General features: G+C 42.2%; 10 protein-coding genes. All 10 read left to right on the top strand.

Features of this window, described 5'->3' with window-relative positions; translation table 11 throughout:
- Positions 1 to 4: 4 nt before the first annotated feature.
- The 10 genes from thiC to ABWT76_RS02425 all read left to right on the top strand — a co-directional run bounded on the left by thiC (position 5) and on the right by ABWT76_RS02425 (position 17475).
- Positions 5 to 1378, top strand: a complete 1374-nt coding sequence (thiC, locus tag ABWT76_RS02470) for a phosphomethylpyrimidine synthase (protein WP_054468674.1) — start codon at positions 5 to 7, stop codon at positions 1376 to 1378.
- 119 nt (positions 1379 to 1497) lie between these two features.
- Entirely contained in the window at positions 1498 to 1959 is a 462-nt protein-coding gene (locus ABWT76_RS02465) for a formylglycine-generating enzyme family protein (RefSeq protein ID WP_054468676.1), read from the top strand.
- A 395-nt stretch (positions 1960 to 2354) separates the two neighbouring features.
- Complete coding sequence (locus ABWT76_RS02460) at positions 2355 to 4388, top strand: amino acid adenylation domain-containing protein (protein ID WP_082348970.1); 2034 nt, start codon at positions 2355 to 2357, stop codon at positions 4386 to 4388.
- A gap of 274 nt (positions 4389 to 4662) precedes the next feature.
- Entirely contained in the window at positions 4663 to 5367 is a 705-nt protein-coding gene (locus tag ABWT76_RS02455; RefSeq protein WP_190879300.1) for a sterol desaturase family protein, read from the top strand.
- Between the two features lie 51 nt (positions 5368 to 5418).
- Positions 5419 to 12714, top strand: a complete 7296-nt coding sequence (locus tag ABWT76_RS02450) for a type I polyketide synthase (protein ID WP_072160869.1) — start codon at positions 5419 to 5421, stop codon at positions 12712 to 12714.
- A gap of 79 nt (positions 12715 to 12793) precedes the next feature.
- The gene (locus ABWT76_RS02445; protein WP_354635590.1) at positions 12794 to 13735 is read left to right on the top strand and encodes a phytanoyl-CoA dioxygenase family protein; all 942 of its coding nucleotides are present in this window, start codon (positions 12794 to 12796) and stop codon (positions 13733 to 13735) included.
- 37 nt (positions 13736 to 13772) lie between these two features.
- Positions 13773 to 14864 (top strand): radical SAM protein, encoded by a 1092-nt coding sequence (locus tag ABWT76_RS02440; RefSeq protein WP_054468685.1) that lies wholly within the window; start codon positions 13773 to 13775, stop codon positions 14862 to 14864.
- Between the two features lie 28 nt (positions 14865 to 14892).
- Positions 14893 to 15921, top strand: coding sequence for a DMT family transporter (locus ABWT76_RS02435; RefSeq protein ID WP_190879298.1), 1029 nt, complete (start codon positions 14893 to 14895; stop codon positions 15919 to 15921).
- A 33-nt stretch (positions 15922 to 15954) separates the two neighbouring features.
- On the top strand, positions 15955 to 17022 hold the full coding sequence (locus tag ABWT76_RS02430; RefSeq protein WP_054468688.1) for an aromatic ring-hydroxylating dioxygenase subunit alpha: 1068 nt from the start codon (positions 15955 to 15957) through the stop codon (positions 17020 to 17022).
- A gap of 69 nt (positions 17023 to 17091) precedes the next feature.
- Positions 17092 to 17475 carry an ectoine synthase gene (locus tag ABWT76_RS02425; RefSeq protein WP_054468690.1) on the top strand — a complete coding sequence of 128 codons (384 nt, stop codon included), beginning with the start codon at positions 17092 to 17094 and terminating at the stop codon, positions 17473 to 17475.
- Positions 17476 to 17596: the final 121 nt, after the last annotated feature.

The raw sequence follows: 17596 nt of genomic DNA, 5'->3' as shown, positions 1-17596 counted from the left end.
AAATATGAGAGCAGAATGGGTTGCTAAACGACGCGGACAAAGTAATGTTTCTCAAATGCATTACGCCCGTCAGGGTTTCATTACCGAAGAAATGGCTTATGTCGCCAAACGAGAAAATTTGCCCCCAGAACTAATTAGAGAAGAAGTTGCCCGGGGCAGAATGATTATTCCCGCTAATATTAATCACACGAATTTAGAGCCAATGTGTATTGGCATTGCTTCTAAATGTAAGGTGAATGCAAATATTGGCGCGTCTCCCAACTCTTCTAATATTCAAGAAGAATTGGACAAGCTAAAGTTATCGATTAAATATGGTGCAGATACCGTGATGGATCTGTCCACTGGTGGCGGTAACTTAGACGAAATTCGCACGGCAATTATTAATGCTTCCCCGGTTCCCATTGGCACGGTTCCAGTTTATCAAGCTTTGGAAAGTGTCTATGGCAAAATGGAAAATCTGACCGCTGATGATTTCCTCCATGTAATTGAAAAACACGCCCAGCAAGGGGTGGATTACATGACCATTCACGCAGGGATTTTAATTCAACATTTGCCTTTGGTGAAAAGTCGAATTACGGGAATTGTTTCTCGCGGCGGCGGCATTTTGGCCAAGTGGATGTTGCATCACCATAAGCAAAATCCCCTCTATACTCACTACAACGATATCATCGAAATTTTTAAGAAATATGATGTTTCTTTTAGTTTAGGTGATTCCCTGCGTCCGGGTTGTACCCATGATGCTTCTGATGATGCTCAGTTAGCAGAATTGAAAACCCTCGGTGAGTTGACCCGTAAGGCTTGGGAACATGATGTGCAGGTGATGGTGGAAGGGCCGGGTCATGTGCCTATGGATCAAATAGAATTTAATGTCAAGAAGCAGATGGAAGAATGCTCGGAAGCGCCTTTCTATGTGCTCGGTCCATTGGTGACAGATATTGCCCCCGGTTATGACCATATTACTTCGGCGATCGGTGCGGCAATGGCTGGTTGGTACGGGACAGCTATGTTGTGCTATGTGACCCCGAAAGAACATTTGGGTTTACCGAATGCGGAAGATGTACGCAATGGTTTAATTGCTTATAAAATTGCGGCTCATGCGGCAGATATTGCACGGCATCGTCCGGGAGCCCGCGATCGCGACGATGAGCTTTCTGTTGCCCGGTATAACTTTGATTGGAACCGTCAGTTTGAGTTAGCCCTCGACCCCGATCGCGCCCGGGAATATCACGACGAAACCTTGCCCGCTGATATCTACAAAACCGCCGAATTCTGTTCCATGTGCGGCCCGAAATTCTGCCCCATGCAGACTAAAGTTGACGCCGATGCTTTAACGGAATTAGAGAAGTTTTTGGCCAAAGAATCGGTGCCGGTGAGTTAATTAGCTACACCGCCGAAACCCGGTTTCTTGAAGAAACCGGGTTTCTTAATGAAGTAATGAATTGGATTGGTGGCTTGCGAAACCACCAATATTAAGAAATCAGCCCAGTTTTGTTCTAATTGCGGCTACGAGCTTTCCCCAGATTTTTTGAATTTACCAGGAATTTCTCCAGCTTTGATGGCAAAAAAACCCCATTTTATTTTGGCGAAACTATTACCACCGATCTAGCCAATTACAATGGCAACTACACTTATGGTGACGGGTCAAAAGGACTTTATCGAGGCAAAACTACCGAGGTTGGCACTTTTCCACCGAATGCTTTTGGACTCTACGATATGCATGGAAATATTTGGGAATGGTGCCAAGATATTTGGCAAGATAGTTATCATAATTATCTTGCTGTACCGACTGATGAAACTACGGAAAAACGTCAGGAAAAAATCAGGAATGTACTACGGGGTGGTTCGTGGTTCGACTATCCGGTAAACTGTCGTTCCGCCTATCGCTGCCAAGGCAACCCCGCCCGTAAGTATGAATTCTTCGGGTTCCGGGTGGTCTGCTTGCTGCCGGAAACGGTGTAACCGCGCTATTGTCTGATTCGCACCAATATATTGGTGCGTTGCCGCACGGAACGGCACCCTACAGAAGCTTTGCGTAAGTCCTGATTCATTTAACCTGAGTTCGACGTAAGAAAATCAGCTATAAAGCAGGTTGTAAGAGAGTTAGAGACTTGCAATCCAAGAGAAAATACTGTCAATAATTGTTGATTATTGACAATATAGATCGGGTAGGGGTATCGAACTCAGGTGGTTTCTGGGCTACCTTTCTGGCTCCAGATAAAAGAAAAAACCATGAAAAACTCAAAAGAGACTATGCAAAAGTTTAGAATTGGTGTTGACAAAAACGTTACATTGTGCTTTACTCACAAAAAGACAACAATAAAAAAACAAAACTTAGTCTAAAGATTGTTCACTGTATGGTAGTAGTAATGGCGAATTTATTGCCGCCCAACTTTGGTGAACAAGGCATAGTTAACTACAAGGAAGAAATTCCTGTTTTACCTGTCTTGATTAACACTGAGGGACAAAAATTATTAGAAGCCTGGAATCATACCGAAACTGATTACAGGCGAGACTGGTGTATTCATCATTGGTTCGAGGAACAAGCGCAACAAACGCCAGATACAACGGCAGTAGTATTCGGCCATGAAAAACTAACTTATCAACAACTGAATCAACGAGCTAATCAACTTGCTCATCACCTACAGAGATTAGGAGTTAAACCAGAAACTTTAGTAGGGATTTGTATTGAGCGCTCCCTAGAAATGGTTGTAGCACTATTAGCGGTTCTCAAAGCAGGTGCCGCTTATGTTCCCCTCGATCCCTCCTATCCCCCAGATCGCCTTGCCTATATGTTGGCAGATGCCCAGGTGTATCTGCTATTAACTACCGGAAAATTGTTAGAAACTTACTCAGAAATTGCCCCTGTGGCTCAGGGATATACTGTCGTTGATTTAGATCGCGAATGGGATAAAATATCACAAATAAGTAAGGACAATCCAGTTAGTTCAGTTCAGCCACATAACTTAGCCTACGTTCTTTACACCTCTGGTTCCACCGGCAAACCCAAAGGGGTGATGATGGAACATCTACCACTGGTTAATCTAATTGACTGGCATATGCATAATCGGGTCACTCCCGCCAAAACGCTACAATTTGCTCCCCTAAGTTTTGATATCTCCTTCCATGAAATTTTTTCTACCTGGTGTTCTGGCGGAACATTAGTGTTGATTTCCGAAGAGCAGCGACGCAACCCCGAAGCTTTATTCAATGTTATATTGACCCAAGGTGTTGAAAAAATTTATTTGCCTTTTGCCGCACTTCAGCAATTAGCAAAAATTGCTAAAGGTAGATCCCTACCGCTGCGGGAAGTAATGACAGCGGGGGAACAATTGCTGATTGTGCCGGCGATCGCTGAATTCTTCCAGAAAAGCGGCTGCATTTTGCACAACCATTATGGAGCCACAGAATGCCAAGATGTGACAGCTTTTACCCTATCAAATAACGTCCAAGATTGGCAGACTCTACCCCCAATTGGTCGTCCCATCCACAATACTCAAATTTATATATTAGACCGCTCTTATCAATTAGTACCCATCGGCGCTGAAGGGGAATTGTACATTGGTGGCGAAGGAATTGCTAGAGGTTATTTTAACCGTCCTGACCTCACCCAGGAGCGGTTTATTGCTAATCCCTTTGGCCCTGGTCGTCTTTACAAAACCGGAGATTTAGCTCGCTATTTGCCAGATGGTAATATTCAGCACTTGGGACGTGCCGATCGTCAAGTGAAGTTGCGAGGATTTCGCATTGAATTAGGGGAAATTGAAGGGTTGTTATCTCAACATCCGATGGTGCGGGAGTGTGCAGTAATTCTGCGAGAAGATGTACCCGGTAATAAGCGTTTAGTAGCTTATGTTGTCCCCTTAAACGAGGCAGTTACTAATGACCTAGAATTAATCCTACATCGTCATTTACGATCCAATTTGCCTGATTATATGGTGCCGACGGCTATAGTGTTTTTGGAGGAGATGCCCCTTACTCCCACCGGCAAACTAGATCGGCGTAATTTTCCTGTTCCTAAGCGATCGCTGCCCTTGTTGACAAGTGAAATAGTTTTGCCACAAACTGAGACAGAAAAACAGATTGCTCAGGTCTGGCAAGATATTTTACAATTGGAAGCAGTATCCATCACTCAGAATTTTTTTGATTTGGGTGGTACTTCTTTGTTACTCATGCAAGTTTATGAAAAACTTGTAGAAATTTTTCATAATCGGCTCACAACAATTACCACTTTATTCCAATATCCCACCATTCAAAAATTAGCCGCAGAATTAAGTGAAGAAAAAGCACAGCAACAAGTAACAAAATGGGCTTTAAACCAGAGGAATTGTTACTCAATGGCCTCTCACCAACGGCAAGTCCGACAAGCACATCGCCAGCGTCACAGATGAGAATAAAACAAAGGATATGCTCTTAAGCTTCACTGGAGAAACATTAATTAATCTGGCATTACTGTTTAGTCTTTTTGGCATCTGTTTGTGTTCAGAATTGACAGCCAAAAAATGGCCTAAAGCAAGCCCCTGGCTAGCTATAACTGGAATACTATTGCTATTAACTACAGCCCTATTCCTACATGATTGGGTACGCCTAGGTATTTTGACAATTGGTTTGTTTTTGGAATCGTTCTGGAGCAGACAAAACAATAATTGGATATCCAAAGAGGCATTGCTAACTTTAGGAATTAATGCCTTTTCAGGGATGATAGCGATCGCCCTTCAAATCAGTTTCTTGAGTGCCTTTCTCCAACAGTTTCCGTCAGGGACAGGACAGTGGGGATTGACTGCTCTCGCTGCACCCCTATTGTTACAAATTGTTACTTATTTACTCATAGAAGACTTGAAAAGGTATGCTTTTCACAGATTAGATCATTCCTTGCTATTTTTTTGGCGGTTTCATAAAGTGCATCATGGAGTTACCGAACTCAATTGCATTACTGGAAGCCGCGACCATCCCGTGTTTAATCTAGGGCATCTAGCTTCAGATATTGGTCTAGCCTATCTTCTAGGAGTTAGTAATGAAGCATTAGTAATTGGTCTAAGTATTCGGATGGTATTTGGTGGCATCCTGCCCCATTTCAACGTAGACTTTCCCAATATGAAAGAAACGTTTCCTTGGTGGGCTTATTTAATTGCCACTCCTAACTTTCATGCTTGGCATCATACAGTACATTGCCGTTATGATGCTAACCTGGCAGATATGTTTCCCTTCTGGGATATCCTGTTTGGCACTTTTGAGAAACCGCTTGGTAGTTCTCGTGATTGGCAGTTTGGTTTGTCAGATTCAGAACAGCTTTCCCAATCAGTTGTTGGGCAACTTGTATCCCCCTTAACCACTATTAACCGAATTTCCTCAAACACACAAATCAATTAAAATTCTTGACTTTAATTTCAATTTGCCAACACTACTAAAAATTAAGCAGCAATGAATTTTATTCTAAATAATCAGGATAGGGAGCCGTTGCATCAACCTGCGATCGCGATCCTTGGTATGTCCTGTCGCTTTCCTGGGGCAGAGAATATTGATGATTTTTGGAAAAATTTGTGCAATGGAGTCGAATCCATTTCCTTTTTCTCCGACTCAGAATTAGACTTTATCGATCCTAACTTGTTGAAGCATCCCAATTACATCAAAGCTGGGGGGGTACTCTCCCAAATTGACAAGTTTGATGCTGACTTTTTTGGGTACAGTGCTAAAGAAGCTGCGATTATAGATCCCCAACAGCGAATTTTCCTAGAATGTGCTTGGGAAGCATTAGAAAACGCTGGTTATAATTCCGAAAATCACCAACAAGAATTATTTGGTGTTTATGCCGGTTCAAGTCTGAGTACCTATTTAATTAATAATGTTTGTCCTAGCCAAGGATTTTCCCCCGCAAAACCCTATCTTAGCCATAGACTATTTAGAGCCGCTAACGATTTACATTTAGAACAGGGAAATGGCGGCGATCATTTACCGATGCGCGTTTCCTACAAATTAGGTTTAACAGGTCCAAGTGTCAGTGTACAAACAACCTGTGCTACCTCATTAGTGGCTGTACATTTAGCTTGTCAAAGTTTACATTGCGGTGAATGTGATGTAGCCTTAGCTGGCGGTGTTTCTATCTTTGTTCCCCATCGGGTAGGCTATCTCTATCGGGAAGGAATGATTTTATCACCAGATGGGCATTGTCGAGCCTTTGATGCTGATGCTAAAGGAACCGTTTTTGGTAATGGTGCTGGTGTGGTTGTCCTGAAATTACTGAGTAAAGCCATTGCAGATGGCGATCGCATTTATGCAGTGATTAAAGGAACGGCAGTCAATAACGATGGAACTCATAAAATGAGTTATACTGCCCCCAGTATTCAAGGACAGGTAGCTGTAATTTCTGAAGCCTTAGCCGTAGCGCAAATTGATGCTAATACAATAAGTTATGTAGAAACTCACGGCACCGGCACTGCTCTCGGCGATCCGATTGAAATTACTGCCCTCACCCAAGCTTTTCACCAAAGTACAGATGAACCGATAGCTAAAAATGGATTCTGTGCCATTGGTTCAGTGAAAACTAATATCGGACATTTAGATGATGCTGCGGGAATTGCTGGTCTAATTAAGACAATATTAGCCCTAAAAAATGGTGCCATTCCTCCCAGCTTAAACTTTAACCAACCCAATCCTAATATTGATTTTGCTAATAGCCCTTTCTACGTCAATACCGAGTTAGTAGAATGGAATAAAAACGACTTCCCACGTCGTGCCGGAGTTAGTTCCTTTGGTATGGGTGGCACTAATTGTCATGTCGTTTTAGAAGAAGCTCCCCCAACTAGCCAACCGTATTTTACCGAAAGACCGACTCATTTATTAACCCTCTCCGCTAAAACCGAAGCTGCTCTAAAGGATTTAGTGGAAAAGTATGTAGATTATTTAGGCAGCAATTCTCATGTAGAACTAGGAGATATTTGCTTTACTGCCAATACAGGACGCAAACATTTTCAGCACCGATTAGCAATCGTTGCCGACTCAATAGAGAATTTGCAATCACAATTGCAACATCAAGATTTGCATTTCTCCCAAGCTGATTCGGTCAAAAACGGAACTGCCAAAAAACTTGGTTTTTTATTCACAGGACAAGGTTCCCAATATCTGAATATGGGTCGCCAACTCTACGAAACACAGCCAACTTTTCGGCAAAATTTAGACCGCTGCAACGATATTTTAAAAGAATACTTAGACGTTTCTTTATTGGAGGTATTATTCTCTGATAACCAGTCAAAATTAGATAACACAGCCTACACACAACCGGCCTTATTTGCGGTGGAATATGCCTTAGCTCAGTTGTGGCAATCCTGGGGCATTAAACCCGATATCCTCATGGGGCATAGTGTTGGTGAATATGTAGCTGCAACTATCGCTGGAGTCTTTAGCTTAGAAGATGGATTAAAGCTAATTGCTCATAGGGGTAGGCTGATGCAAGCCTTACCTCAAAACGGAGAAATGGTGGCGGTTTTAGCTTCTGAACAAGAAGTATTATCAGTTATTTCTGCAACAGAAAAAGTTTCTTTAGCAGCCAGTAATGCTCCTCAAAGTGTAGTGATTTCTGGGGAAAGAGAAGCCATTCAAACAATTTGTCAAACCCTAGAAACCCAAGGTATAAAAACCAAAAATTTACGAGTTTTTCATGCTTTTCACTCGCCTTTAATGGAGCCAATTATAGGTGAGTTTAAGCAAATAGCGCAACAAGTAACTTTTTCATACCCCCAGATTCCTGTAATTAGCAATGTTACAGGAGAAGTAATTACAGATGCTATCACAAACATTGACTATTGGTGTCAACATATCCTTCAACCTGTGAAATTTGCTGCCGGTATGCAATCTTTGGCACAGCAGGGAGTGGAAATATTTATAGAAATTGGACCCAAACCCATTTTATTAGGTATGGGTCGTCAGTGTTTACCGACAGATGATTCTGGTTTGTGGTTGCCAAGTTTGCGTCCAGAAAAAGAAGATTGGCAAGCGTTACTCACCAGTTTAGCCGAACTTTATCTGCATGGTGTAAAAATTGATTGGCAGGGTTTTGACCGGGATTTTGTCAGAAAACGGGTTGTTTTACCCACCTATCCCTTCCAACGACGTCGCTATTGGATAGATGCACCAGCTATCTCTCAAATACCCAGCTTTAACTCTGATAATTCCCAGCATCCTTTATTAGGTGTTGCCCTATCCTTGGCGGGAACTCAGGAGTTACGTTTTCAAGGACAAATTAGTAAGTATTTCCCAGCTTGGTTAGGCGATCATCGCGTGTTTGATAGCATAATTTTGCCGGGAACTGCTTATTTAGAAATGGCTTTAGCAGCAGCGAAAAATATCACCCAATCTCCTCAAAGTATTCGCTTAGAAGGTGTTACCATCCAAAAGGCGCTGGTTCTATCAGAAAATGAAGCCAAAACCCTACAGATGGTGTTGCAACCAGAAGCAAATAAAGCTTACAAATTCCAAGTTTTTAGTTTAGAGTCTGGGGAAGATAGCCAAAAACAACCTTCTTGGCTGATTCATGCCACAGGTAAACTCTACTTAGAAGCACCAAAAACGCCAGAATTGTTGAATTTAATTGAGTTAAAACAGCAAATAACAGAAGAAATTGCTGTGCGCGATCTTTACCAAAAATTTCAAGATCAGCAAATAGACTATGGTGCTAGTTTCCGCGCCGTTGACCAGGTATGGCGCAATCAAAATACAGCACTTGGTTACATCGTTTTACCAGAATCTCTAACCTTAGACTTAGACAGCTATCAAGTCCACCCAGTGTTATTAGATACCTGTCTGCAAGTGTTAGATGCAACTTTGTTAGAAGAGCGAGAAGAAACCTATGTGCCAGTGGTTTTTGAAAAGTTAGAATTTTGGCAAAAACCCAGCGCTAAAATGTGGTGTTATGCTCAATTACATCCACAAGAATCTGAAGAGACAGACATCCTGAAAGCTGATATTAAATTGTTAGATTCTCATGGGCAAGTAATTGTAGAAGTTCAGGGACTACAACTAAAACGGGTGCGCCGGCAAACCATGCTAGGCAAAACTGAAAATCCAGAGCAAGATTGCCTATATCAAATCGAATGGCAGCAACAAAAACGGCAGTCTGCTATCAGCAAAACAAATCAACCTCGCCATTGGTTAATCTTTGCTGATTCTCCCCAAAGTCAAGAATTAGCTACTTTATTGCGTGCTCAAGGCGAAATTTGTATTCTGGTTTTGGCCGGTGAGGAATACCAAAACATCTCTGCACAAGAATACCGAATTAATCCCGCTTGTCCAGAACATTTTCAGCAACTCTTATCATCCTTGCCCTTGATTGATGGAATCGTTCATACTTGGGGATTAGAACAATCAATAAACCTAACCTCAGAAACCTTAGAACAAACGGCTTTATTCAGTTGTGGCAGTGCATTACACCTGGTACAAGCTCTAGTAAAAAATAATACCCGTCCCCCGTTGTGGATAGTTACTCAAGGTGCCCAGTCGATTCAAGAACAGTCAATACAGGCGCTAGTTCCTTCTTTGCTGTGGGGTATGGGTAAAACAATTCCCTTAGAGCATCCAGACTTAAAAGTGATGCGGATCGATTTAGATCCCCAAGCAACAACTAACGAGTCTGCTCAAGCTTTATTTGCGGAAGTATTCCCCCTGTTATCGACAGATATTATTGAAGACCAAATTGCCTATCGCAACCATGAACGCTATGTTGCCCGGTTGGTTCGCTATCAAACCGCTAAGGCATCAGATAGCGCCATATTGGAAATACCAAAACAGCCCTTCCGCCTGACTATTGCTGATCGGGGAACCCCAGATAATCTCAAGCTAGAAACTATCAACCGTCAATTACCGGCAGATACAGAAGTAGAAATTTTAGTTCATGCCGCAGGACTCAATTTTATTGATGTTTTGAATGTCTTGGAGATGTATCCTGGTGAACCTCCTTTAGGAATTGAATGTGCGGGAAAAATTGTTGCTCAAGGTGCCGGTGTTACTAACTTAGAAATTGGCGATTCAGTCATGGCGATCGCCACTGGTAGCTTCAGTCAATATGTAACAGTAAATGCCAACTTAGTTGTACCAGTCCCTAAAGTTCTATCTTTTGAAGAAGCAGCAACAATTCCAGAATCTTTTCTCACGGCATACTGGAGTTTGCATCATTTAGCTAAAATTACTTCAGGAAAACGGGTATTAATTCATGCCGGTGCTGGAGGAGTTGGTCAGGCTGCGGTGCAGTTAGCCTTACAAGCTGGTGCAGAGGTTTTTGTCACCGCTAGTCCTAGTAAATGGGACAGTCTAAAAGCATTGGGCGTGAAAGCAGTAATGAATTCTCGGACGCTGGATTTTGCCGAGGAAATTATGGCAGTTACCCAAGGAAAAGGGGTTGATATTATTCTCAATTCTCTTACCGGCGAGGGTTTTATTGCCAAGAGTTTAAGTGTATTAGCTGAAAACGGATGTTTTCTGGAACTTGCCAAGCGGGATATCTGGAGTTATGAGCAAATGGCGCAGTTCCGACCAGATGTGTCCTATTTTAAAGTGGATACTGCTAAAGCTTGCCAAGAAGAATCAGCCACAATTCAGTTAATGTTGCGTCATCTTGTGCAACAGTTTGAAAATCACAAGCTCAAACCTCTAACCAACACAGTTTTTCCTATTCAATCCGCGGTCAATGCGTTTCGTTATATGCAGCAGGCGAAACACATTGGTAAGATAATTTTGAACTGGCAAACAGGTATTGTACAAGCTAATGGCAGCTATCTAATTACAGGTGGTTGTAGCGGATTAGGATTGTTAGTTGCTCGTTGGTTAGTAGAGCAGGGGGCACGTCATTTAATTTTGCTCGGACGAAGTGGGGTACAACAAGAAAACGCTGCTCAAATTGCTGAGATTGAACAAGCAGGAACCTCTGTCACCATCATGCCAGCGGATGTATCCAATTGGGTCGAAATGACAAAGGTATTCTCCTACATAAACGAAAACCTTCCGCCTTTGCGGGGAATTATTCATGCCGCTGGTGTGTTGGATGATGGATTAATTCAACAACAAACTTGGCAACGATTTACAAAGGTAATGGCTCCTAAAGTTCAGGGTGCTTGGAATCTTCATAATCTTAGTCAGCACGAGTCGTTAGATTTCTTTGTCATGTTTTCTTCCAGTGCATCTTTATTAGGAGCCCCAGGGCAAGGAAATTATGCGGCGGCAAATGCTTTTCTCGATGCTTTAGCATCCTATCGACGCAGCCAAGGATTAGCCGGTTTAAGCATTAATTGGGGACCTTGGGCAGAAGTGGGGATGACAGCCAAACTGCAACTAGGCGATCGCCTGAGCCAAAAAGGTGAAGATAGCATTTACCCTCAACAGGGGTTAGAAATACTAGAAATGCTGCTGATGGAATCACCTGTGCAGGTGGGAGTTATGCCGATGAATTGGACGCGATTCTGGGAAAGACAAACGGCAATTACTCCAATATTTTCCCAATTGCAGCAGAGCTTAGAATTAAAAGTTGGCCAGCAATCTGTTATCGAGTTTCATAAACATTTAGAAACTCTGCCTTTTGCGGAACGGAAAGCCGCTTTAACAAGCCATTTATGTAGCCAAGCAGCAAAAATTCTTGGGATAAAAAATCCTCAGCAGTTATCTACAGGGGAACGGCTGGTAGATTTGGGACTAGACTCTTTGATGGCGATCGAATTTTTGAGTTTGTTGCAATCTAGTTTAGGAGTTTCCTTAAGTTCAGCGTTGCTGTTTGAGTATCCTACTGTTGAGGCACTGGTTGATTATTTGTCTAAGGATTTTGTGACTTCTGAAGAGGTTAATAGCGTTTCTCTGACTCAAGGTAAGGATAGTCAAGCAGTTTTACCGGGGGCAAATCAGGGGAATAGTTCTCAGCATCACTCTACGATTATTGCCATTCAAACCCAAGGCACAAAAACACCTTTATTCTGTGTATCTGGTATTTTGGGAAGCGTGTTTGATTTCTATGGTTTGGCACGTTACCTGGGTGCAGATCAACCTTTTTATGGATTGCGTTCTTTGGGATTGGTAACAGGGGAGCAACCTTTAACTGTAATGACTGAAATTGCGGATCACCATATCCAAGCCATCCAAAAAATTCAACCCCAAGGTCCCTATAAATTGGCTGGACATTCCTTTGGTGGAAAAGTGGCTTTTGAGATGGCTCGACAACTTCAGGATCAGGGGCAAGCAGTATCTTTCCTGGCAATCATGGATATTCCAGCGGCATTGATAGGGAGCGATCGCCAGATTGGAACTTGGGATAATGCTGAATACATCACCAAGCTGGCAGAAATTTATGGGGGTGGCAGTGGTGAGCGTTTAGTAATTTCACCAGAAAGTTTACGCACGTTAAAGCTAGAGGAGCAATTGAGGGTATTACTAGATCAATTACAACAAATTGGTCAAAAGCTGACTGAAGTAGAATTACAACAAATTTTCTCGGTGTATCGCGCAAATATGATTGCGGATACAGCCTATATTCCACCCAAGTGCGAGGTTTCTATTACTTTGTTGAGAGCCAAGGAAATAGGGCAGCTTGATTTTCTCCCCGATGCCATCACCACTGAGAAAGACCCTTCCTGGGGTTGGCAACAGGTTTCTACGAAACCGATTCAACTTCATGTTATCCCTGGTAATCATTTCACAATGATTAAGGAACCCCATGTTCAATTTCTGGCTCGGCAACTCAAGTAAAGAAAAGTAACAATCTAGTTGACAAATGTATCGTTTTAACCGAAAATTGGGATGACCAATAAACAAATTTTAGGGAGCCATGTTGACATCTAAGGCCGAAATTCGTACAACTCGATCTCTTACGCCAGAGCAGATTGCTCAATATCACAAAGATGGGTTTCTAATTATCCGAGGCTTTTTCGATTTGGATGAAATTGAACCAATGCGGAAAGCTTGCGAAGAAGACCCAAATGTTATGGGCTATCAAACCAGCATTGTTGATACCTTTGGCAAGGTTTATAAAGTAACTACTTGGACGGATTTACAACAAAGCTATTTAGGAGTTGTGCCGAGACTTGCTCGGGTGGTAGATGGAGCCGAAGCTCTTTTAGGAGAAGAGTGTTACCACTGGCATTCTAAAATTCTCAAAAAAGATCCCTACTGTGAAGGGACTGTGGATTGGCATCAGGATTGCGCTTTTTGGTATCACAATGGTTGTCTATTTCCTCACTTTGCCACTTGTACAATTGCCATTACTGCCAACACTAAAGAAAATGGCTGTATTCAAATGGTGAAGGGTTCTCATCTGGCTAGCCGATTTGATATGGCTCGGGGAGATCAAGCCGTATTCGCCGATCCGAAACGTGTCAAGGAAATTATTAAGCGTTTAGAGGTTGTTGATTGTGAGATGGAACCGGGGGATGTGATGTTTTTTCACGGTAATACCCTGCACTGTTCCGGCCCCAATCGTACCGGTTCCCCTCGTACCGTAATTCATTGCCATTACAATGCCGTTTCTAATGTACCTTTCTGGGTGGAAGGACAGGAACATCACCAATACAAACCAATTGAAAAATTACCTGATTCTACGATTAAGGATGGTAACTACTCATCCGTATTTGAACAACACCATTTTCATCCCAACGAAGAAGGAGAAACAGGTGATGGAGGACTGGGAATATTCAAAAAGCAAGATTGGTATATTAGCCTAGAAGACGACTATAGCGGCAAAGAAAGCCCTTTTGCTAACCTAGAAGTATAGGATTATAGGATTAATTTAACCCAGGATTGCTTGAAATATGTTGTGTGAAGATAACCGAACCTTAACTCGTCGTGAAGAAAATCGGGTTTTGAATCTGGAAGAATATCGCCAGGGCAAAACCTATCTGAAAAGTCTTCCCTTGTATGTAATGGTGGAATTGACCCAGGGTTGCAATTTGCATTGCACCATGTGTCGTCCCGAAGTCATCACCATTTCCTCGCGGATGATGTCGGCAGAAATTTATGAAAAAATTGCGGCTGAACTTTTTCCCACAGCCCAAATGGTGGATTTGCGGGGAGATGGCGAAAGCCTAATCATACCGGATATTTGCAAATACATCGAAACAACGGCTAACTATGGGGTGGCAATTCGTTTTGTCAGCAATATGTCTTTCCAACGGGATGATGTACTTGATTTGCTGATCGAAAAAGGTTGTTATCTGTCGATTTCGGTGGATAGTGCCGATCCAGAAATTTTTGCTCACTTGCGTCGTGGCGGTAATCTTACCAAAGTAGAAAGAAATTTGCGAAAGTTGGCGACGGGTTATCGCGAACGTTGGGGTTCAACCGAGCGGATTAATCTGAACACCACTGTACAGTATCCAGCCCTAAAATCCTTACCCGATTTGATTGATTTTGCGGCGGAGATTGGCATTCAAGAAATTCGCCTGTCCTCCGTTCATGCCTCCCCTAATTCACCTTTAAGTTTGCACAATCACGATCGGGAGGTGGATGACACTCTTAAGAAAATGCAAGAACGCAGTCGCCTACACGGGGTGAAAGTTGCTGCCTCTACGCAGGTTGGTACTCTCCCCCAAAAAACCGACGATACTTCTGCTTGTTTACATCCTTGGAGTTATGTATCGTTTAAATATGACGGGTTTATTAGTTTCTGCGATCACTTGATTGGAACGGGTTCAGAAATTTACCATCTCGGTCATATTAATGAATCTTCTTTCGAGCAAGTTTGGAATGGGGAGAAATGGCAAACTTTACGTCAGGAACATCTTTCCCACCGTTGCCCTGATGCACCATATTTCAAAGAGTGTAGTTGGTGCTACAAAAATCGTTATATTGATTTCGAGCATTTCTTTTTACCGGAAGCTCAGAAGCAAATTTGCACTCTTTAAATCCTTATTTCCTCCCTAGCGTGAAACCGTGAATTCTTTCCCTCATATCTCTGCTGTATCCGATGAGATACCCCAAAAGTTGCTGTTAAAATCAGAAAAATTGTGGTCTTTTCTCTCTTTGTTAGGAGGATTGATATCGTTTTCTTTTGTTCCTGTTTTTACGAAATGGGGGGCTTTGGAGATTAGTGCAGAAACCACTATCTTTGATCGGTTTTTTCTGACCACGATTATTCTTGGTTTGGCAAGTGGAATCCAGGCTTTATATCGGCAATTCAAGCCGAAGTTAGAGCCATCTCAACTCCTACCAAAACCTGCCCTTTCCCTGATGCAATTGCTGGGGTTGTTACTGCTGACAGGAACTTTTTTAGCGGCAATGCTGCTGAGTTTAGCTTGGTCTTTAATTCAAACGACTGTAGCTAATTGCGAATTGATTAATAATCTGACTCCTGTTTTTACAGTTTTTGGGGGATGGCTATTATTTAAGCATCGCTTTGACAGACGTTTTCTGATCGGATGTGCGATCGCGGTTTCAGGATTATTGATCGTCGGATTTAATGACTTTCAGATCGGCATTGATAAATTACAAGGTGACTTATTAGCCCTTGTTTCAGCACTTTTTTTATCAGCCTATTTATTGGGAGCAGAAAAACTCCGCAATCATTGGAACACAGACACCGTATTGCTGGGATGCTTTAGCTGTGGCATACCATTGACCTTAGTGGTGCTGGCAATAAATCACGAAAGTTTGTTTCCCACCTCGGGGCAAAGTTGGCTACCAATTTTCAGTATGTCGGTTGCCGGTTTGCTTGGGCAAGGAATGCTTTTGTATAGCCTGAAAAAACTTTCCTCGGCCTTCGTAGCGCTGGTTTTTTTACTAACACCATTTACCACCGCAATCCTGGCTAGAATCATGTTTTTAGAAACAGTAAGCTGGTCTAATTCATTCGCATTTTTCGTAGTAATTATAGGACTTTCTTTAACTATTACTAGCTCTTCTACTTTTAAGGAAAAAGACAATAATCTACCATCTTATATTAATTCTTCAGAAGATGCTTAGTCAATTGAAATATTTGTCAGGAGATAACAAAAGATGCTGTTACAAACTAAGCACTTGGGGCTTCCTTCCCAATATTATACTGATGCAGAGATTTTTGCCAAGGAAATGAAAACCCTTTGGCGTAACACCTGGCAATTAGTAGGTCGGCAAGAAACTATTCCTGAACCTGGAGATTATCTCACCTATACTTTAGGAGAAGAGCCAATTTTTGTCGTGCGGGCAACCGATGGGTCTTTAAAAGCTATGCACAATTTATGTCCCCATCGTGGAGCAAAGTTATTAGAGGGGGAGGGGAGTTGCGCTCATCACAAAATTACCTGTCCCTATCATGCTTGGACTTATAATTTAGACGGTCATCTACTAGGAATTACTAAGCCTAAGCTTTTTCCTAATTTTGACAAATCTAAAATTCGCCTAGTTCCAGCACAAGTAGGAACCTGGGGAGGATTTATTTTTGTAAATCCCAATGCTGAGGCAGAATCTCTGGAAGACTACTTAGCCGAAATGCCCGCTTTTTTGGAAAATTACGATCAGGATTGGAACAATTTAAGAGAGGTTGATCGTTGGTTCTATGACCAACCTATTAACTGGAAATTGATTGTGGAAAATTACGTCGAAGATTACCATTTTGAGGCAGTCCACAGTCAGGGTTTTGGCACAGTTTACGACAGCGACAATATCCGCAGCTTACCCACTGGTCGTCACCTCCGCATTAAGGTTCCCTATACCAATAATCAGGGAGGAGAATTTTTTACTAGCTTTTCCGAATCCGGTAAAAGTTCTCATCAGGGTTACATATTTCCCAACATGATGTTGAACCCGCACAAAAAGTTTCTCTCTGTTTTTCATCTCATCCCTATAGATGCAAAACATACCCGAGTGGAGATTATTATTTATCAATCTCCTACTCAATTTGCAGATATTCCCTATCGAAAGAACGAGTTTCGTAAGGGGTTTGACGTGCTGATGGAAGAGGATTTTTCAATCTGTCGGCAAATTCAGGCTGGTATCAACTCACGCGCCTATCAAGTGGTGCAATTAGCCCAGGATCATGAGTTAGGCGTTGCTCACTTCCAGAATGTTTTGTCAGAATATATCTGAACCATTAGCTACACCATAGCTTGCTAGTACAGGCTAATTTTCAGTGCCGTTTTTTAGGAGATAAATCATATGATTATCAGAAAATTAAGCGAAATTATTAACTCTGAGCGAGATATTGCTTGGGGTAATGGCCAAAGTCGGAGATTTTTGTTAGCTAGAGATGGCATGGGCTATTCCCTGACGGATACCATAATTGATGCCGGAACAGAATCTCTGTTAGAATACACTAATCATTTAGAAGCTTGTTACTGCATTGAGGGAGAAGGCGAAGTACAATCTGATGGAATTGTTTACCCCATTGAACCAGGGACGATGTATGCTCTGGATCGACGGGAAGCGCATTATTTGCGGGCCAAAACTCAGATGCGTCTGATTTGTGTTTTTAATCCACCCCTTCAAGGTCATGAATCTCACAAATTATCAACTGAGTTCAGTTCCAGTTATGCCATGTAAATTAGGTAGGTCATAGGTTATTAATTTAATTAACCGGAAGACCCAAGAAATCGGGTTTCTGATTGAATCGGTACAATCGTTTTTGAGACTCCCTTCACAGAAACCAGATTTCTTCCTGGTT

The organism is Planktothricoides raciborskii GIHE-MW2 (assembly GCF_040564635.1).
In the GTDB taxonomy this organism is placed as follows: Bacteria; Cyanobacteriota; Cyanobacteriia; order Cyanobacteriales; family Laspinemataceae; genus Planktothricoides; species Planktothricoides raciborskii.
Note: the sequence above shows the minus strand (reverse complement) of the source record. Positions and strands in the feature narration are given on the sequence as shown.